The sequence below is a fragment of the Polyangium sp. y55x31 genome (assembly GCF_029946505.1).
Classification (GTDB): domain Bacteria; phylum Myxococcota_A; class Polyangia; order Polyangiales; family Polyangiaceae; genus Polyangium.
In genome coordinates, this window is sequence record NZ_JARZHG010000025.1 from 134,074 (window position 1) to 153,005 (window position 18,932).

Here is an 18,932-nt window from a genome sequence, read left to right on the forward strand (position 1 = left end):
CCTCAGGTGAACGCGTGGATCCATTCCACGGCCGCTTCGCGGGTCTCGAACAGCCCGAAGTGCTCCCCGCGGTTCTCCTCGGCGACCATCTCGCCGAACCGGCTGCTCGGGTCGACGCTCCCCGGCGGGCATACCACGGCGAGCCGAATGCGGTAGTTTCTCAATTTTTGCAGGATGTCGCCGGCCACGCGCGAGCTCAGGTCGAAGAAGGCCGCCGGCAGGTTCGCCCCGTAAAGGAGGACGCATCCTGCCGAGCTCCCGAAGCAGGCCTCGATCACGCGATCGACGTCCCGCGCGCTCGTCAGGAACGCCTGATCCGGCTGGCCTTCCACGACCGTCACCCCTCCCTCGTCCACGATTTTCGGCTCCATGGCCGTGCATCTAAGCCGAGGAGAGCTGTGCTCGTCAATCGCGACGTCGCGGCGGCGTTACCGGCAAACGGCCTCCGCCGAGAACGACGCGTCCCAGCTCTTCGGCACGTCGCACGGCGTGGCATAGACGCAGCACTCGCCCGTCTCCGGGTTCTTCGCGTACGTGAGCGCCTGCACGCAAGCCCCGACGATCTCGCCCACCCGGGCCTTCGGGCAAGCGCTGTTCACCATGTGAATGCCCTTCGAGGGGAGATTGCCCTTCGAGGGGAGATCCCCCATCGAACCGAAATCACCCTTCGGGGGGAGCTTGCCAATCGAAGGGTGCTCCTTCGTCACCTCGCCCTTGCCGAGATCCTCCGGCAGCGGCTGCTCGATCTCCTTGCCCTCGATCGATGCGTGGCCGGCGCCGTTCTCGACCGGTATGAACTCGACGTCGCCCTCCAGCGAGATTCCCTTCCCCTTATCGGGCGCGGGAATCTGGGCATCTCCGCCCTTCTCGACGCCCGATGCGTTCTCTCGCCCCAGCGCGAGATCCTCATCGTCTCCGACCGAGCAAGCGGCCACGAGGAGGCCGAAGAGAGGCAGCACCGCGGCACGCGCGACCGTGAATGAACGCATGGGCATTCCCTCCATCCTGGACTTTCTCCGGCTGCCCACGACGGCAGCCGACCCCGCGATTGCAAAGGAGGGACCACGCAGGCACGCTGAGAAACCCGTGCGCGGCCGCTTGCTCGGACAGAACGGCCTGCGTGCCTTTCCAGACAGGCAGGGTTTTACCAACCGGACGCGCTCATCGAACCACGAGCGGCAGCGCCTCGAGCCCCCGCACCACCGGCGTCGCCCGCCAGCGCAGCTTTTCGGCCGGCACCGCGAGGCGCAGGTGGGGAAGCTGCGCGAGGAGCATGTTGATCGCGATCTGGCCCTCCATGCGGGCCAGCGGCGCACCCAGGCAAAAATGAATGCCGTGCCCGAAGGCCAGGTGCCGGTTCGGCTCGCGCGCGAGATCGAGCTCCTCCGGCCGCGTGAAGTGCGATTCGTCGCGGTTCGCCGACGCGATCACGCAAAGCACCAGCTCCCCGCGCCGGATGCGCGTGCCGTGCAGCGTGAATTCCTCCTTGGCATAACGCTCGGTCGCGGTCTCCACCGGGTTCGTGAAACGCAAAAGCTCCTCCACCGCGGTCTTGATCCCCTCGGGCCGGGCGCGCAGCCATTCGCGTTGTTCGGGGTGCGTGAGCAATACGAGCGTGCCGGACGAGATCAGGTTCACCGTGGTCTCGTGGCCGGCGAGCAGCAGCAAGAGGACCATCGCGACCTGCTCGTCCTCGCTCAGGCGATCGCCGGCCTCCTCGGCCTGGGCCAGCGCGGTCAAGAGGTCGTCCTGCGGATGCCGGCGGCGCTCTTCGAGCAGATGCCGCACGAAACGAACCAGCGCCCACATGGCCGGGATCATGCGCAGCACGTTGAGCGTGGTGGGCGGGACGAGGGCATTGCGCGACAATCGCTGGAAGAGCACGCGATCCCGCGCGGACACGCCGAGAAGCTCCCCGATCACGGTCAGCGGCAAGGGCAACGCGAAATCGCGGACGAGCTCGAACTCGCCGCGGGCCTTCGCCGCGTGGAGGAGCTCGCCGGCGATCGCCTCGACGCGCGTCCGCACGCGCTCGATACGCGCGGGGGTGAACGCGCGGTGCACGAGCGCTCGCAGCCGGGCGTGGTTCGGGTCGTCCTGGTCGAGCATGTTATTCTGCAAGGCTCGCAGGAAGGCGGGCATCCACGGCCGCTTCGACAGCTCGGCCGCGTTTTGCACGCTATCGATGTCCTTCGCCAGCCGCGGGTCCTTGAGCCCCGCGAGCACGTCGTCGTAACGCGTGATCAGAACGCCTTCCAGCCGACCCATCCGGGCCCGGTACACCGGCGCCGTTTTGCGCAGCTCCGCATAAAACGGGAAAGGGTGGGCCTTGAACGCGGGCTGCGTGATGTCCACGAGCCGGCCGCCGGGGCGCGGGACGGGGTGCGAGACGGAGATGGTGTTCATCGGCTTGGCTCCTTTTTTTCGAGACCGTCGAAGAGGAAATTCGTCACGACCTCAGGCAGATCCGCCCATGCATTTTCGAGCGTGGCATCCCCCATCATGCGCAGGACCAGCATCCCGAAGAACGTGCTCGATACCAAGCGCAACGCCAGCGCCGCGTTCATCGGCCGGACCGCCCCCGCCGCGACCCACTGCTCGAAAATCGGCTCGGCCACCTGGAAACTCGGCTCGATCACCTCGCGCAAGAAACGCTCGCGCAGCTCCGTGTTCGCGAGGATGTCCGGAAGAACGGCCTGGAACCCGCGCAGGTTGTCGTCCATCACCGAGAGGCGGTGGCGCACGTAGACCTTCATGAATTGCCGGACGTCGATCTCCCCTTCCAGGCTCTTCGCCAGGTCGCTCCCCCGCCGCTCGCTCTCGTTCACCCGATTGAGGATCCCGAGCAGCAGGTCCGGCTTGTTCTTGAAATAGATGTAGATGGTGCCGTCCGCGATCCCCGCGTGCCGCGCGATGTCCTTGATGGTCGCGTGGTGAAAACCTTTCTCCGCGAACACCTCCGTCGCCGCGTCGAGGATCTGGTTGCGCCGCGCATCGACGAGCTGCGCGTGGATGGGATCCCGCTTGTCCGTCACCATGGGCCCTCGGATGAAGCGTTGTTCAGTTCGATGAACGGCGGTTCATCGGGCAGGATGAGCCTGGAACGCGGGGCTGTCAAGCGACTTGACGCCCACGCGGCGCGTCACGGACACTGCCGGCGCGGCGGCGCTCTGGAGTGCCGCGCGGAGGACTTCGGTGGCGGAGCAAGACGACGAGCCGGTGGGTTGGGAGGCGGTCCTCGGGGAATCGCTGGCGCGGGAGCTCCGCGAACAGGGGCGCACCACGCCGCTGCCGCCGTGGCTCCGGTATCCGGAGATCCCGCGATACTCCATTCACTGGCGGATGGGCGCCGGCGAGAGTTACCTGATGGCGTGGTGGCAATGGGCCGAAGGTCGCGGTGCCGAGGAGAAGACGGCCTACTTCCGCGAATTCGCGCCCATCCAGATCGAATGGGTCGATTGGGTCGGCATGCAGATCCGGGACGACCTCGAGGACGACGAAAACGCCTCGTTCGACGACCTCATCCGCAAATACGGCGAGGCCATCGCGGACCTCGGTCTTTACGACGTCGCGGCCTTTCAGGCTTACCTGAAGGGGGACGAAAAGAGCGAGTGACGGCGCCGGTCAGACGACCTCGTGCACCTCGAACGTCACCACGCCGTTTTCGAGTTTGCCCTTCGTCACGGCCTGGATCCGGGAGCGAAATCGACTCGCCCATGACGACCGTGATTCCGATTACATATCGGGCGATGCCGATCGCGATCTCCCGTCCGACCGACGACGCTTTTATACGAAAAATCGATAGCTAGCAAGCGTTTTCGGCATGCCCTATGCAACCTCGCCGGAAGGAGAGGTCTTCGAACATGAGCGCACTCATCCGCAAAACGCACCTTGGCGGCAGCATCGAGATGCACGTGGACATCCACGGCGAGGGCGAGCCGCTCGTCCTCCTGCACGGCTTCCTCGGCTGCGGCCGCGATTTTCGTCATCTCGGCGAAACCCTCCACGAGGGGTTCCGCGCCATCGTCCCCGATCTACCGGGCCACGGCCTTTCGGGAAACCCCCGCGGCACGTTCGTGTTCCGGGAGGTCGCCCGCGACATGTACGCGCTTCTCGACGAGCTCGGCATCGATCGATTCCGCGCGATTGGCCTCAGCGGGGGCGCCTGCGTGCTTTTGCACATGGCGACGCAGCAGCCGCGCCGCGTCGAGGCGATGGTGATCGCCGCGGCGACGCCGTACTTTCCGGAGCAGGCGCGCGCCGCCATGCGGCAGCTCACCGTGGAAAGCAGGTCCGAGGAAGAATGGCGCGAGATGCGCGAGCGGCACGCGCGCGGCGACGAGCAAATCGTGGCGCTCTGGGAGCAGGGCCGCGCGTTCGCCGATCGTCACGACGACATGAACTTTACGCCGCCGTACCTCGCGACGATCACGGCGCGGACGCTGATCGTCTACGGCGACCGTGATCATCTTTATCCAGTCGAGCTTGCCCTCGAAATGTACCGAGCGATCCCCGACGCACGCCTCTGGGTCGTACCGGGCGCCGGTCACGGCGCGGCCTTCGAGGAGCGAGAGCAATTCGTCCGCGTGGCGAGGAGCTTTTTGAGCACGCACTAACCGCTCAGGAACGACCCGTGTCCTGCCGGGAGCGAGAGTGCTTCGGGATCAAGACCTTGTGAACCCCGGTCACGTCGGGATGGATGCTCTTGAAGATGCCCGTGGCGAGCTCGCGTGAATTTGGCGTGCCGTCCATGACCAGCAATTGCACGTCGTCGAGCCGCGGCGCGGGCGACGCCTCCACGACGGTGACCTCCGGGGCCTTTTCGACGCGCAAGGGCAGCTCGACCGTGAACGTCGCGCCGAGCCCCTTCCCCGGGCTCTCCGCGACCACGGCGCCGCCATGCGCCTCCACGAGATAACGCACGATCGAGAGCCCGAGGCCGAGCCCGCCATGGCTGCGGGTCGACGAGCTGTCGCCTTGCCGGAACCGTTCGAAGACGTGCGGCAAGGTGGTGGGCGAAATCCCCACGCCGTCGTCCTTCACCCAGAAGATCACCTTGTCGCCGCGGCGGCAGCCAATTTCCACCGACCCGCCCGGCGGCGTGAATTTGAGCGCATTGCCGAGCAGGTTCTCGATGACCTGACGAAGCCTGAGATCGTCGCCGAGGACGGGGAGCGGGCCGCTCGTCTCGAGGGCGGTTTCGAGGCGAATCCCCTTCGCCTCCGCGACGTTTCGCATCGCCCGGACGGCCTGCGTGAGCGGCTGCAAGAGGTCGAGGTTCATGAAGTCGAGCTGGAGCGTGCCCGCGATCATGCTCGTCGTGTCCATCAGGTCCTCGATGAGGCGCGCCTGCGTCTGCGCATTGCGCTCGATGGTCTCGAGGGCCTTGCCGCGGCTCGCCTCCGGCACCGAGTCGCGCCGCAGAATGCCGGTCCAGCCGAGGATCGCCGTGAGCGGCGTGCGGAGCTCGTGCGAGATGACGGCCAAGAATTCGTCCTTCAGCCGGCTCGCCTCCTGCACCGCCCGATAAAGCCTGGCGCGGTCGAGCGCCATGCCCGCCCGCCGCGCGAGCTCCTCGGCGAGGGCGCGCTCCGATTCCGCCACGAATCGCCCGGGCGCGCCGCCGAGCAGCGTCAGGTGGCCGAGCGCATGCCCCTGAATCACGAGGGGCACGACGAGGAGCGAATGAACGCCGCGGCCTTCGAGCTCGCGGCGCGTGGGCAGGTCGAGATCGCCGAAGCCGAGCGCGCGCCCGGGCGAGACGAGGTCGAGCAGGTCCTCCGCGAACGCGGCCCCGCGCCCGAGCGCCGCGAGGCAATATCGCGCGCCGGCCTCCTCCACGTGAATCGTGCACCCCTCGACGAACGACGGCACGAGCAGCCTCGCCATGGCCGCGAACGTGCTCTCGTACTCCAGCGACGAGCCGAGAATGCCGCTCACCTCGGCGAGGAGCCGCTGCGCTTCCTCGGACCTTCGCCGCGCGGTGATGTCCCGCGAGATACCCACGATGCCGATGACCCGGCCCTCCTCGTCGTACCAGGGCCCCTTCGTCGATTGCCAGTACCGCGTCGAGCCATGGCAGGTGGTCGACGAGCATTCGTAGATCGTCGTGCGCCGCGTATCGATGGTCTCCCGGTCGCGCCGGGCGATCTCCACGGCGTCGTCCTGCGAAAAGAGCGCCTTGTCGTCCTTGCCCACGACGTCCTCGGGCACGAGGCCGAAGACCCGCGCCCCCGCCGAGTTGATCATCACGTACCGGAGGTTCAGATCTTTCACGAAGACACAATCGTGCGTCCCCTCCGTGACCGCGCGGAGCAGCTCCCGGCTGAGCCGCAGCGCCGAGAGCTCTGCCTCCTCCGCGAGGACCCGCGCGAGCGCCGGGGCGCAATGCATGGCCAGCCGGGACAAACGTGTTTTCGTGGTGGCTTCCCGGCGCAAACCCTGGAAAGCGACGACGCCGAGCACTCTGTCTCCGACGGCGAGCCGGACGGCCCACCCGTCACACCCCGCAATGCGCACCCGCGTCGGCCCCGGCGTGGAGAGCGCGACGGCGAGCCCACGCGGCGCCGGATCGTTCGTGCCGGGGACGGAAAGCTCGTCGGCCACGAGGACGGCCAGCAGGCCGGACGTAGCGTCGAGCGCCCGCGCGCCCTCCGCGGCGACCGCGGCGGCGACCTCCTTCGATCTCCGGCACGCGTGCAGAGCAAACACGAAGGGCGCGAGGGCGGAGTCGGCCCCCGAATTCCAGCGTTTGCCGCGACCGCGTGAATTCCTGGGTGAAGGCAACGATAGATGTTGTCAGAAGACGGATTTCCCTTCGAGCCGGCCGAACCCTGATTGTCGAATCCGGCGTCGCCCGATGAATACAGTCCTCCAGGAAGGACGGCGACGGGCCTCGCGTCACGCTCGTGCGGCTACGAGGGCCGCTGTCCGATGTGTCCCCGTCGTCCGAGGCTCACGACGCGCGGCACATGCCGGCGAGGAGCGCAGCGAACGAGGATTCGAGCTCGCCATAAAAATCGACGCGCAGCGGAGCCATCTTCGGCGCGGCGAGCACCTTTTTCATGGCCCCGACCGGGTGCCCCATCGGCCAGAGGCCCGAGACGAGCGCGCCGAGCCGCAGGATCGCCCGCAACCCACCGCCCTCCGGCAAGCCCGGGAGCGCCGCCTCGAACGCCGCGCCCGCGATGACGATATGGTCGAGCATCCACCGCTTGGAGTCACGCGCCGCCTCGAAGGAGAGGTTTTGCTCGATGTCGCAAGAATTGCTCGCCAGGAGCCGCAACATCGGCTCGCGCGGCGCGAGCGTGCGCACGACGAGCGCGGCCACGTCGTCCGGCGAGGTATCGCGGGGGAGGCCCCGGAGCAGGGGCATGATCTCGTCGAACCATGCGCCGAGCCCCTGGAGGAAGAGCGCCTGGAAGACTTCTTCCTTCGTGGCGAAATATCGATAGACGCTGCCCTTCGCGAGCCCGGCGCGCTCGGCGACCTCGCCGATCGAGATGTCGTCGATCGAGCGCTCCCGGAAGAGCTCCGCGGCGGCCCCGAGGATCGCCTCGCGGCGCTGCTCCTTTTGCTCGGCGCTGTGCGCCCTCTGCCATCCCTCGCCCGCCTGGGCCTTGCTCGTGCTGCGCATGTCTTACAACAACGTAACGGATCCGCGGTCGTAAGCGACGGTCGATCCGCCGTCAAGCGCGGAAGGGACCATGGTCATTGATGCACGTGGTAACCTCGACGCATGGCCACGTCGTTTGCGCTCGTCATCCTCGACGGGCTGCCCGAGGAGATCGGGCGCATCATCCCGCTCCGCGAGGGCGCCCAGGTCTTCGGACGCACGGAAGGCGCCGATATCCGCCTCCGGTCGGATACCGTGTCGCGGCGGCACGCGCGGATCACCGTGGAGGAAGGGCGCGTCACGATCGAGGACGTCGCGAGCACCTCGGGCACGTTCGTGAACGAAGAGCTCGTCAGGGCGCGGGAGATCCTGCCAGGCGCGCGAATCCGGATCGGCCGGATCGACTTCGAGCTCGTGCGCGCCGAGGACGCCGAAGCGCGGAGCCTCGCGGCCACCGGGCGGGGCCACGAGGACGGCTCGACGTCAGCGAATGATTGACTCGGACAAACCGCCCCGCGTCAGGCTTTCTTCGGGCCGGTCACCGGGACGAACGAGCCATGCTGCACGCGGTCGGCGCCGGGCTTCGGGAGCGCGCCGGGCAGCACCGTGATCTTGGCCTCGCCCACGATTTGACCACGCGAGGCGACCCACTCGTTGCGCTCCTCGATCCACGCCGTGCACGCCGCGCGCACCTCGTCCGAGATGCCGCGCGGATCGTCCGGATCGGCGAGCTGAAGGCCCGTGTCGTAGCGGAAACGAACCTCCATCGGGCGGTTCGGATCGAGGTTCTTCTGCGCCTCCCGATGCGCCGCGCGTGCCGCCTCGTTCTCCTTCTCGCGCGCGAGCGCCTGCGCCTCGGCGGCCTTCTCACGCGCCTCGGTGAGGGCCTTCTCGGCCGCCTGCTCCTCCGCATCGAGCGGGCGCATCGCGGCCTTCAGGCGGTCGTTCTGTTCGCGCGAGAGGCCTTCGAAGACCACGCCGAGCACATCGGTGAAGCGCGGGCGCTCGCGGAGCCACGCCACCGTCGCCTCCTCGTCCGGAAACTCCTGGAAAGACGTCTCGCCGGTCTTCAGGTTTTCGAGCTTGAGCATGATCTTCATGGCCCGCATCATCGCCGGGCTCGAAGCGCAAGGCAAGGGCATGCACCTTGCTGTCCGCGGGCCGAGGAGACGCTCCGATGCTTGCAGGAAAATGCGCGTTTATCGGGATCGTCCTTTCGACGGTCTCGCTCTCGTCCTGCCTCCCGGCGGCCCGGGAATACGAGGACGGCATGTCGATCGGCCCGAGGCGCGCGCTCTGCGCCCCGGGGCTCGTGCGGCGTGGCGATACGTGCGAAGAGCCTCTCTGGGCGGAGATTGCGCCTTTGCCCGCCAGCGCGCTGCGTATGCGCGACGTCGTGGACGTGGACGGCAACGTCGCGTGGATCGTCGGCCGCGGCGGGCTCGTATTGCACACGAACGACGGCGCTGAGAGCTTCGAGCGTGTCGATGTCGGGACGAACGAGGATCTCGCCTTCGTGTGGGCAGACGAGCAGGCGATCGTGGCGACGGCGGCGCGGCGCGCCTGGGTTTCTCTCGACGAAGGCAGGACGTTCGTGGCTTCGCCCGAGGCGCCCGAGGAGCTCTCGCGGTGCGTGCTTTTTTTTGGTCGCGTGGTCTGCGGATCCGCGCAGGGCCTTTATCACGGCAGGCCCGGCGACGCGGCGTTCGTGCAGGTGCCCTTCGGCGGACGCACGGCCGTCGCGGCGGGCCCGGGGTATCTCGTGACCGCGACCGAGGGCGGCGCGACGATACGAATCCGCGCCACGCAGGAGCCGGATCTCCATGCATTTTACGGGGACACGCAGATCCCCGGGGGAAACCCCGGGACCGTGGATTCGCTCTGGGTCTCCCCCCGCGAGCTCCTCGCCTGCCTGGTGGGCGACGAGGATCCGTCCTCGAGCGGCCTTTTGCTGCATTGCTCGACCACGCGGGGGAACACGTTCCAGCGGCGCGGATCGCTCGCCCCCGAGTGCGCGCGCGGGCCCCAGATCGCCGGCGATTCCAGCGCGCTCCACGTGATGTCGTATTGCGACACCGTCGACATGCCGACCACGTTCGAGGTCTGGACCTCGCGCGACGAAGGACAAACCTTCACGCGTGGCACGTGGGGCGCCGAATTCGAGAGCTCGTGGCGCGGCGCGAACCGCGTGAGCTTCGGGACCGCGAATCACGGGCTCCTGCTCACGCACCGGCTGCGCCGATCGACCGACGGCGCGCGGAGCTCGGAGCCGATCGAGCGAAACGCGATCTCCGCCGACTGGCCAGGCGGCCTCGATGAAAACAAGGCCGTCTTTTTCCCGACGAAAGAGCGCGGATACGTGATCGCGATGCAGAACACGACCGCCGTGTTCAAGTTCCGGCTGTATCGCACGGACGATGCGTTCCATTTCGACGAGGGGACGGACCTGCCGGCGTTCACGGACGATTCGACCCGCCCGCCTTCCCTCTCGGCGCACGAAAATCGGCTCTGGCTCGCGTTCCCGAGCGAATACGTGCAGCAAACCTTCCTGCGCAGCGAGGACGGCGGCCGGACTTTCCTCCACGACGGTTTTCCCGCGCAAGGGCAGCCGCTCGCGGCCGCGCGGATTGGGCCGGGCGGGCTCGGGTTCGTCGCGACCGCGCGTGGCGCCGTGAATGCACGGCCGCTTTACCGATCGAAGGACGGCGGCGCCACGTTCGACGAGCTTTCCCTCCCGGACGGGACGTACGTCCGCGACCTCGGGCGGCTCGATTCGGGGCGGCTCGTCGCGGTCGGCGAGAATGGGCTCATTTTGACGAGCGACGACGCCGGGGAGACGTTCGTGGTTCGTCGCGGCGGAATGCCCGACGAGGAAAAACTCGTCTCCTTGGCGTTCGCGCCGGGCACTTCCGTGGGGTGGGCCGGCGGCGTGACGAGCACGGGCGAGCCGCTCCTGCTTCGCACCGAGGACGGGGGCGCGACCTGGGTCACGCAGGCGCTCGGGGTTTCGCCGGCCGCAATCGTGCAGGTCGCGGCCGCGACGGAGGCGCGCGCGAGCGTCGTGCTCGAAAAGCAGGGCGGCGTGCGTTCACTCGTGATGACGCAGGATGGCGGGACATCGTGGTCGCCGCGGGAGACGCCCGGCGGCGATCCGCTCCGAATGGTCGCGCGGCTCCCGGACGGGGAAACGACATTCGCGCTCGGGGCGTACGGCCTTTATCGCAGCCGCACGCCCTGAGCCGCGCGCCTCACTCCACGAGCTTCCTCCGCAAGAACACGCGCACCTTGTCCCAGGCGTCCGCCGCGCTCTTCTCGTCATACCCCTTCCCCGAGGGGTTCGCGAAGCCGTGGGGCGCGTCGTAACGATGAATGGTGTGCGTGATGCCGGCCTTGGTGAGGGCCGCGTCGAACGCGTTCACGGTCTCGGGCGGGATCGCCTGATCCTTGTTCCCGAAAATGCCGAGGATCTCGGCCTTGATCGGCTTGAGCTCCGCGGGGTCCGTGACGAGGTGGCCGTAATAGATCACGGACGCGTCGAGGTCGGGCTCGTGCATGGCGAATTGCAAGGACCAGGCGCCGCCGAAGCACCAGCCGATCACGCCCGTGCGTTTCGCCTGGATGCGCGGATCTTTCTCCAGGAAATCGTGCGCCGCCACGAGCGTGGCCATCGCCTTCTTGTTGTCGACGGCCTTCATCATGGCCATCGCGTCGTCGGGGTTCTGCGCGGTCTTGCCGCCATAAAGATCCACGGCGATCGCGGCATACCCGTCCTCGGCGAGCCGATCGGTCCAGTGCTGGATGTGCTCGTTCAGGCCCCACCATTCGTGGATCACGACGAGGCCCGGCAAGGGCGCGGTTTTTCCTTTGGGGAGGCTGAGGTAGGCGCTCGTGCCGTCGATCGTGACACGCTCGCCGCGCGGCGCCGGGGCCTTTTCGGCCTTGAGCTGGTGCAGCGCCTTGAAGCTCTCCTCGGAGAGCGTGCCGAGCATGCCCTCGGCGGGCGACGTGGTCTGGCTTGTCGCAGGCGTGGTGTTCGCCGGCGCGGGGCTCTCGGCCTCGGGCGAAGGCGCGCCGCCGCAAGCCGCGAGGGCGAACACGGAGAGGCCCGCTGCGAGGGCGCGGGCCGAGCGGAGGAAACCATCGAGTCGGACGAACCTCATGGCGCGCACTCTACACCGAGGCGCGGCCCTGGGAACGCCCTTCGTTCGCCCGCGCGCGGCCGCCGTCCGGGGCGAAGACAAAGCGAGCCGAGCTCGTCTAGAATGGCTCGATGCGATACCGATCCCTTGCGCTCCTCGTCCCCTTCGCCCTTGTTGCCTGCGGTTCGGACAGCGATCCCTCGAAACCCGGGGCGTCCGCGCCCGCGGCGATCGTCCTCGAGCTCGCGCGGCAGGATGGGTCCGCGCCGTATCCGATCGAGGTCACGGCGCGCGTCACGTCGAGTGAGGGAAAGCCCGTTTCCGGGCTCGTGGTGGAAATCACGGCCGAGGGTGGAACGGTCGGGGCGGTCGAGGAGCCCGCGGCGGGCGCGTATCGGGCCACGGTCGAGCCCACGCTCGCCGCGGGGGACGCCGGCGAGGTGCTGGTGCGGGCGAAGGTCGCGGAGCTTTCAGCCGATGCGACGGCCGTGGTGTTACCCGTCGTGGGCGCGGCGTGGGGGCAGCCGGAGCGCGTGCCCGGGCTGGTCAATACCACAGGCACGGAGGACTCGGCCGAGGTGAGCCCGGACGGTGAATGGCTCATCGTGAGCTCGTATTCGCCGGTCGACCTGCTCTGCTGCATTGCAGGCAAGGATCTGCCCGGCTGCACGGGCGAAGCCGCGAGCCCGGCGTCGCCCGCATGCAATGCGACGTACGGCCCGTTTGCGGGCCCCGAGCGGCCCGACATGCCCGGCGCGGCGCGGATCCTGTCGCCCACGGAGATCGACCACACGATTCCCCAGCTCGGCGTGACGGAGGCGCTCTTCGCATTGCCGCCCGTTGCGGCGTACGGGTTCCGCAAGCAAGCGGACGGCTCGTTCGCCGAGCCGTTCGTGATCGCGATCGACATGAACGGCTTCACGTATTCGCCGTTCGGCTTCACGTACCTCGGCGCGCCGAAGGACGGCGCGGCGTCCGTGCTCTTCGCGTTCGACCCGCTGCACGGGCCGGACACGGCGCCCGATCTGTATCACGCCGACATCACGCTCGGCGCGCCCGTGAGCCTCGGAAAATATTCGTTCGTGAACAATTTCCTCATCGCCGACCCCTTCCCCGTGACGCAGCTCCCGCTCGTGCCGCTCGAGCAATTCCATTCGAATCCCGCGTTCGGTCACGGCTACGTCTGGTTCGACACCGAGGGGCCGGTGCAGAAGGACCTCTTCGTCGCCAAACCCTCGGGCGCGCTGCCGGGCGCGACATTCTCCGAGACGACCGTGGCCGCGATCAGCAAGCCCGACGTCGACGAGTTCCAGCCGTTCGTGGACGAGGCCGCGTCGAAGCTCTATTTCTCGCGGGGCTTCCGCGACATCTCGACGAGCGCGTACTCCGGCGGCGATCCGGCGCTGCCCTCGTCGTTCGGCGATCCGGTCGTCGAGATCGGGCTCGACGCGCCGCCCGACGGGCCGGGCGACATCGTGAGCATCGGCGAGCCGAGCCTGGCGCGGACGGCGGACGGAGAGGAGTGGCTCTACTTCGTGTATTACGTCCGGAGGGAAGGCCACTACGACGGGGCGGTCGGACGGGTGAAGAAGCGCTAGAGATTTTGCCGGGCTTCGGGAACTTCCTCGCGCGCCCGGGGTCCGTCTGCCCGCTCCGCTGGATCTCGCGCCGGCGAGGACCGACTTCCGGTGAGATGCGCGGCGGGGCGACACGACCCACGAACGACCCTGACAAACGGAGGTTTCCCATGGGAGAGGCATTCAGGCTCGGCGGCTTCGGCATGTACCCGACGCTCTTCTTCGGCATCATTCTCTTCGGCGCGGCCATCGGTTACGCCCGAAATCCCGGCAAAGGGCGGCTCCTCCTGCCCGCCGTGCTCGCAATCCTCACCCTGACCGCGGGTTTCCTCGGCTTCTTCACGGGGATCATCACGACGCTGAGCTACGCCGCAAGCGAGGTCGTCGACCCGGCGGCGCGCGCGTTCGACCTCGATCAATTCGTCCGCGTCGTCGCGATGGGGACGGCCGAGTCGCTGCACAACGTCTGTCTCGCGCTGGCAATGAACGTGATCGGCGGAATCGTGGTCGCGGTGGGAGCCTATCGACGGGGTCGGATGAAGCCCGAGGTCACGAAGGTCGGCGCGCCGGTCGCGGCGAACGGCTGACCCGACGCCCCTTCAAGGAGACGTCGCATTCCGCGCGGCCTGCTCCTCCGCGGCGCAGGCCTGCGCGAGGCAGGACACGCAATCGCCTGCGTCGCCCCCCTGGCACCGATTCGCGCAGTCCGTGGCGCGCTTCGCCGCGTGGCAATGCACGACCGCCGAAACCTCGGACGCGATGGTGGAGCAGGCGGCGTGTACGCAATCGTAATACGCGTAGCCGAACCCCTTCTCGCGCGTCATCGCCTCCCCGAGGCAAGCGACGGTCTCCGCCCCGCTGGCCTTCCCGCTGCCCACCCACGTCGCCGCGGACGCGCCGCGCTCGTCCTCGCAACGCTCGAAGCGCGCGTTTTTCGGAAAATACGGGCCGATGAGCTGGCACATCTCGTCGGACGAGGAGAGGCCATACGTGATGGGTCGCGCCTCGGTGCTCTGGTAATCGCAGCGGACCTCGATGGTGCTCCCCCGAGGGAACAAGAGGGGCGGATCGAGCTCGCGTACGGGCGGCTCTTGCCAGGAGGTCGTCGAATAGATGGACGTGGGCGTCCCCGAGCGCGGGAGGAGCGTGGCCTCGAAGGAGACGCCGCGCGCGTGCATGTGCGATTGCAAGCTCACGACGTGCACGTCCTCGGGCACGGGGCAACGCATGCGCGCCGAGGCCTTTCCGAAGGGCGGGACGCGGAGGGCGTGGTTGTCCATGTAGAGGAGCCCGGCCTCGATGCGGAGCTCCTCGCGCGGCATGGTGTAGACGTTGATGCGAGCGTCGACCGCGAGCGGAGCCGTCGTGGTGTTGAGGTAATGGGTGCTCATCACGAGCACCGCATTCGGCTCGAGGACGACGCCGACGCCGTCGGGCAATCGATGGAGCAGGCCCACGCTGCCGAAGCTCTCGGATCCGCCGAGCACGGCGTCGACCTTCCAGCGCGCGGTTGCGCCCTGGGAGCAGTCGTGCTCCGTGAGGGCGTCGAGGGTGATCCCCTGCTCGTCGTGGGACGGAATCGCCCGATAAGGGGTCCGGTAAAGCAGGACGTGATGTCCGCCCGGGCCGAACGCGACGTCCTGCCCGCGGATCACGAGCCCCTCCGGCGGCACCTGGAAGAGGCGGCAACCATAGGATTCGGACCCCGGGGCAATGGTGGAGGTCATGCGATATTGGAGGCCCGAGCCCTCCGCGGGCGGGTCGAGAAGCGAATTTCCCGCAGACCCGGTGGAGGGCTCGTCGGGTGCACAACCCGGCGCGAGGAGCGCCGCGATGAGCACGATGTATTTGATGGATTTCAATCGATTTCCCCCGTCGTTCATGCGCCGTCCCTTCGCAGAAGTAGCCGGACGGGCGGGGGTTTGCACGCGACGTGCCCGGCCGTTCAGGCCGGGCATCCGCCACGAACGATGATGACTATTTCGTGACCTGCGCGGGCGCGGGCGCGGGGGCCGCAGGCGCGGCGGGCGCGGCGGGCGCGGCGGGCGCGGGTTTTGCGGGCGGCGCAGGCGGCGCCGGGGGTTTTCTGGAGTATCCGAGGCCGAGCGTGAGCATCATTCCGTTACGTATCTGCCATTGCTCGGTGAGCTGGGGCTGGCGGACGAGCTTGAGCTCGTAATCGAGCGTCGCCCATTCGACGACTTTGAAGGAAATGGCCGCGCCGATGTCCAGGTTCGTGAGCTGGAGGGGGCTCTTCTTCGTTTCCCCGGCTGCAGGCACGTCGTTGTTCCAGGCCGGGATCAGCGCGCCGACGCCGACCTTGTAGCTGATTTTCTTGTCGTTGAACGAGCCCCACATCTCGAGCGAGCCCTCGACGCCGAGCTGGAGGACGGTGCGGAGCTCCTGCACCTCGACCCGATCGGTCGTGGCGGCGTCGTCCTTCAGGATGAGCTGGTTGTCGGCGAAGGTCTGCAATCCGCCGAGACCGACGCGGGTCTCCAGGTTGAATCGATCACCGGAGACGGGACGCGCGAACGGGCCGATGGTCTCTTTCAGCGTGAGGGGGCGGAAAGGCTCGGTGAGCGTGATGCGGCGCGAGACGACGGTATCGCTGGTGCCGTCGACGCGGGCGATGGAGTACGTGGTATCGGCGGGGCGGACGTCGAAGCCGCGGAAGAGCGGGGTGCCGAGGGTGATACGCGCGAAGGGGCCGAACCAGGGGCGCACGAAATAGAGGTAGGTGCTCTCGACGGTGAACGCGTCGGCGCTCTTGACGGGCTCTTCGAGGGCCGGCGTCTTCGTGAGCGCCTCGTTGATGCCGAGCACGGTGCGCCATTCGTGGCCGCCCCTGCGGTACGTGGCGACGCCGTCGAATTTGAGGCCGACGGTGAGCGTGGAGCCATTCGGCGTGACGCCGACCACGTCGCGGGTGTCCACGAGCGAGAACGTGGCGCCATTCTTCATGGTGATCTCGAGCCCGCCTTGCTTGGGCGGCTCGGCGATCGCGACGTCCACGTATTGCTTGGTGGCAGCATTCTGCGCGTGGGAAGCCGCGGTCGTGGTGAGGAGGGCAGCCAGCATCGAGGCCGCAGGGAGCGTTCGTCGAGACATGATTCCCCGGAGTATGGAAGATCAGACGTTCGTCCGCGAATTCGTGGCGCGACAGCAAGCCGCGTGCCATGCGACGGACGCCCGAAATGACCGAGGAAGCTGCTCGCGCGGGTCGTGCGGACCCCTAGAGCGATGCCTCGACACCGCGCCGGGTGAGGCCTTTGGTCCTCACCCCGGACGGGGTCAGAGGCCGATGTTCATCACGGGGAAGAAGGGGAGCCCGCCCTGCTTGGAGAGGTTGACGAGGCCAAGCTGGAGGCCGCGGAGGCGCTCGGTCTGGTTGATGAGGCCGATCTGGACGCCGCGGACGTGCTTCGAGCGGTTGTAGAGGCCCATCGTGGCGCCGGTCAGGCGATCGGAGTAATTGGCGACGCCGAGCTGCATGCCCGTGACCTCCTCGGCGCTCGCGAAAACCCCGGCCTGGAGGCCGTGGATGTGGTCCTTCACGAGGTTGACCATGCCGAGCTGCGCGCCGATTTGATCGTCGCCGGTCATGTTGACGACGCCGATCTGCGCGAGGCCGTAAAACTCCTCGTGCACGCCATTGAAGCCGCCGATCTGGAAGACGCCCCGGAAGTCGTCGTCGACGTAGTTGAAGAGGCCGCCGAGCTGCAGGACGCCGGAGAAGGAATCGTCGACGTAGTTGAAGAGGGCGCTCGTCTGGAAGACGCCCTGGAACTCCTCGTCGACGTACGCGCCGAGGCCGAACTGGCCGAAGCCGTGGAAGCTCTGCTCCAAAAGGAGGTTCGCGGCGCCGGCCTGGAAGACGCCATGAAAGTCGTCGCCGGCGATGTTGACGGCGCCGAGCTGGCCGATGCCGTAAAACTCCTCGTCGATGCCGTTCAGAAGGCCGACCTGGAGCGCGCCGTAGAAGCGCTCCTCGGCAATGTTGACGAGGCCGATCTGGGCGACGCCGCGAAAATCGCCGTCCTCGACCGTATTGACGCCGCCGATCTGGGCGATGCCGGCGAAATTGCCGTGGTCGATCTTGTTGAACGCGCCGATCTGGAGCGCGCCGACGAACCCGCCGCCGCGCGAGCCGCCGCCGTCCCAGTCGAGGCCCGCGCCGATGACGTTGTAGGCGCCGAGCTGCACGCCGCCGATGAACGCGTCGGTGCCGTTGCGCGTGCCGATCTGCGCGAGGCCGAGGAAGCGGTGCGTGTCGTTGCGGACGAGGGCGTACTGCACGAGGCCCACGAAAAGGTCGGTGACGACGTTGCGGTAGAGGGCGATCTGCGCGCCGCCGTAGACCTCCTTCACGAGGTTTCTGCCGAGCGTGAGCTCGACGCCGCCGCGGAAGACGCGCTCGACGTTGGTGTGCAAAAGACCGACCTGCGCGATGCCCGTGAAGTGCGCTGCCTCGGCGCCGAAGAGGCCCACCTGCGCGCCGCCGTAAAACTCCTTCGCCGAGGGCGTGACGAGGCCGAGCTGCGCGATGCCCGCGAAGAGGTCGGCCTCGGGGAAGACGCCGGGGTGCAGGAAATACCAGCGGCTCGGCTTGGGCGGCAAAGGCGGCGGCACGTACGGCGGCGGCACGTACGGCGGCGGAGGCGGAGGCGGCGGAGGCGGCGGCGGGATGTCCGTGGCGACCTCGACGGGCGGCAGCGGCGGCTCCGTGGCAGCCTCGATCGGCGGGGGCGGCGGCGGCTCGTCGGGCGGCGCAACCGCGGCCTCCTGGGCCCGCGCGAGGGGCGCGCTCGCGAAAACGGTGCCCAGCGCGACGAGGAAAGCCCAAAGCCCCCTCTGCCTCGGATTGCAATGTCCCATGTCGTCCAGCATGAACGCGGTGCCCTGAGGGAGCTTACAGGAAGGTTCTCCCGGAAAACCAGGGGCGGCAGGAGCCTACCTGCGGAACGCGCTCGGGACGACCTCGTACTTGAGCATTTCGCCGAGAAGATCGTCCTCGGTGGCGACGACGCGGAAGCCGAGCTTCTCGAGGATGCGGCGAGACGCGAGGTGCCAGGTGAACGTCGAGGCCCGGACGGCGCGCACGCGCGGCTCGGAGAGCGCCCACGCCACGGACGCGCTCACGGCCTCGAAGCCGAAGCCCTGCCGCTGCGATTCCTCCTCGATGCCGTACGCGACCTCGACGAGGCCCTCGGGATCCGGTCCCCCATGAAAAACAACGCTGCCGATCACGCGCGGAGAAGGCTCGAGCGACAGGGCCACGCGATCGCCCCAGAGCCGATGATCGGGATCGGCGCGCACGGCGTCGATCCGCGCGAGAAACGCTCGCTCGACGAGCGCGCGGCCCGGCCACGCCGTGGGCATCTTCGCGCCGAGGATCACCTCGGTATCGGCGCGGCGCCCATCGAGCACGGCCTCGACGAGCTCCACGGTCATGGGGACCATCTCGAGGCGCTCGGTGATGAGCTTGGGGCACGTCACGCCCTCGAATTTCTCAAAGCTTCGGCGCACTCGCAAGTGTCAAAGGCCGACGCGCTGCGGCGAAGCGCTTGACAGCGGGCGCGCCCGGGTATGAAACCAATG

At 68.0% G+C, this 18,932-nt stretch carries 18 protein-coding genes; 6 read left to right on the forward strand and 12 right to left on the reverse strand.

The features are described from left to right. Window positions 1-2: 2 nt before the first annotated feature. The 4 genes from QHF84_RS33525 to QHF84_RS33540 all read right to left on the reverse strand — a co-directional run bounded on the left by QHF84_RS33525 (window position 3) and on the right by QHF84_RS33540 (window position 3,038). Window positions 3-371 carry a DUF4180 domain-containing protein gene (locus QHF84_RS33525; protein ID WP_281317572.1) on the reverse strand — a complete coding sequence of 123 codons (369 nt, stop codon included), beginning with the start codon at window positions 369-371 and terminating at the stop codon, window positions 3-5. A 57-nt stretch (window positions 372-428) separates the two neighbouring features. After that, window positions 429-989 carry a hypothetical protein gene (locus tag QHF84_RS33530; protein WP_281317573.1) on the reverse strand — a complete coding sequence of 187 codons (561 nt, stop codon included), beginning with the start codon at window positions 987-989 and terminating at the stop codon, window positions 429-431. 172 nt (window positions 990-1,161) lie between these two features. After that, on the reverse strand, window positions 1,162-2,406 hold the full coding sequence (locus tag QHF84_RS33535) for a cytochrome P450 (RefSeq protein ID WP_281317574.1): 1,245 nt from the start codon (window positions 2,404-2,406) through the stop codon (window positions 1,162-1,164). Continuing rightward, window positions 2,403-3,038 carry a TetR/AcrR family transcriptional regulator gene (locus tag QHF84_RS33540; protein ID WP_281317575.1) on the reverse strand — a complete coding sequence of 212 codons (636 nt, stop codon included), beginning with the start codon at window positions 3,036-3,038 and terminating at the stop codon, window positions 2,403-2,405. The genes QHF84_RS33535 and QHF84_RS33540 overlap by 4 nt, the downstream gene beginning before the upstream one ends. 157 nt (window positions 3,039-3,195) lie before the next feature. On the opposite strand from QHF84_RS33540, the gene QHF84_RS33545 reads away from it, so the two are divergent. Both QHF84_RS33545 and QHF84_RS33550 read left to right on the forward strand, forming a co-directional pair. After that, complete coding sequence (locus QHF84_RS33545) at window positions 3,196-3,615, forward strand: hypothetical protein (RefSeq protein ID WP_281317576.1); 420 nt, start codon at window positions 3,196-3,198, stop codon at window positions 3,613-3,615. A 248-nt stretch (window positions 3,616-3,863) separates the two neighbouring features. Next, a complete protein-coding gene (locus QHF84_RS33550) occupies window positions 3,864-4,616 on the forward strand; it encodes an alpha/beta fold hydrolase (protein ID WP_281317577.1) in 753 nt (250 codons plus the stop codon). A gap of 4 nt (window positions 4,617-4,620) precedes the next feature. Here QHF84_RS33550 and QHF84_RS33555 read toward each other — a convergent pair whose 3' ends face one another. Next, window positions 4,621-6,711, reverse strand: coding sequence for an ATP-binding protein (locus QHF84_RS33555; protein ID WP_281317578.1), 2,091 nt, complete (start codon window positions 6,709-6,711; stop codon window positions 4,621-4,623). A gap of 244 nt (window positions 6,712-6,955) precedes the next feature. Then, window positions 6,956-7,636, reverse strand: a complete 681-nt coding sequence (locus QHF84_RS33560; RefSeq protein ID WP_281317579.1) for a TetR/AcrR family transcriptional regulator — start codon at window positions 7,634-7,636, stop codon at window positions 6,956-6,958. Window positions 7,637-7,738: 102 nt separating this feature from the next. On the opposite strand from QHF84_RS33560, the gene QHF84_RS33565 reads away from it, so the two are divergent. Beyond that, the gene (locus QHF84_RS33565; RefSeq protein WP_281317580.1) at window positions 7,739-8,113 is read left to right on the forward strand and encodes an FHA domain-containing protein; all 375 of its coding nucleotides are present in this window, start codon (window positions 7,739-7,741) and stop codon (window positions 8,111-8,113) included. 20 nt (window positions 8,114-8,133) lie between these two features. Here QHF84_RS33565 and QHF84_RS33570 read toward each other — a convergent pair whose 3' ends face one another. Next, the gene (locus QHF84_RS33570) at window positions 8,134-8,715 is read right to left on the reverse strand and encodes a hypothetical protein (protein ID WP_281317581.1); all 582 of its coding nucleotides are present in this window, start codon (window positions 8,713-8,715) and stop codon (window positions 8,134-8,136) included. Window positions 8,716-8,792: 77 nt separating this feature from the next. On the opposite strand from QHF84_RS33570, the gene QHF84_RS33575 reads away from it, so the two are divergent. After that, a complete protein-coding gene (locus QHF84_RS33575; RefSeq protein WP_281317582.1) occupies window positions 8,793-10,853 on the forward strand; it encodes a hypothetical protein in 2,061 nt (686 codons plus the stop codon). A gap of 10 nt (window positions 10,854-10,863) precedes the next feature. Here the strand turns inward: QHF84_RS33575 and QHF84_RS33580 are convergent, their stop codons facing one another. Then, the gene (locus tag QHF84_RS33580; RefSeq protein WP_281317583.1) at window positions 10,864-11,775 is read right to left on the reverse strand and encodes a dienelactone hydrolase family protein; all 912 of its coding nucleotides are present in this window, start codon (window positions 11,773-11,775) and stop codon (window positions 10,864-10,866) included. Between the two features lie 110 nt (window positions 11,776-11,885). On the opposite strand from QHF84_RS33580, the gene QHF84_RS33585 reads away from it, so the two are divergent. Both QHF84_RS33585 and QHF84_RS33590 read left to right on the forward strand, forming a co-directional pair. Then, complete coding sequence (locus tag QHF84_RS33585; RefSeq protein WP_281317584.1) at window positions 11,886-13,352, forward strand: hypothetical protein; 1,467 nt, start codon at window positions 11,886-11,888, stop codon at window positions 13,350-13,352. Window positions 13,353-13,501: 149 nt separating this feature from the next. Then, window positions 13,502-13,918 carry a hypothetical protein gene (locus QHF84_RS33590; RefSeq protein ID WP_281317585.1) on the forward strand — a complete coding sequence of 139 codons (417 nt, stop codon included), beginning with the start codon at window positions 13,502-13,504 and terminating at the stop codon, window positions 13,916-13,918. A gap of 12 nt (window positions 13,919-13,930) precedes the next feature. Here QHF84_RS33590 and QHF84_RS33595 read toward each other — a convergent pair whose 3' ends face one another. The 4 genes from QHF84_RS33595 to QHF84_RS33610 all read right to left on the reverse strand — a co-directional run bounded on the left by QHF84_RS33595 (window position 13,931) and on the right by QHF84_RS33610 (window position 18,860). Then, window positions 13,931-15,214, reverse strand: a complete 1,284-nt coding sequence (locus QHF84_RS33595) for a hypothetical protein (protein ID WP_281317586.1) — start codon at window positions 15,212-15,214, stop codon at window positions 13,931-13,933. 94 nt (window positions 15,215-15,308) lie between these two features. Continuing rightward, window positions 15,309-16,442, reverse strand: a complete 1,134-nt coding sequence (locus QHF84_RS33600) for a hypothetical protein (protein ID WP_281317587.1) — start codon at window positions 16,440-16,442, stop codon at window positions 15,309-15,311. Between the two features lie 183 nt (window positions 16,443-16,625). After that, complete coding sequence (locus QHF84_RS33605) at window positions 16,626-18,221, reverse strand: hypothetical protein (protein WP_281317588.1); 1,596 nt, start codon at window positions 18,219-18,221, stop codon at window positions 16,626-16,628. Between the two features lie 63 nt (window positions 18,222-18,284). Beyond that, complete coding sequence (locus QHF84_RS33610; RefSeq protein ID WP_281317589.1) at window positions 18,285-18,860, reverse strand: GNAT family N-acetyltransferase; 576 nt, start codon at window positions 18,858-18,860, stop codon at window positions 18,285-18,287. Window positions 18,861-18,932: the final 72 nt, after the last annotated feature.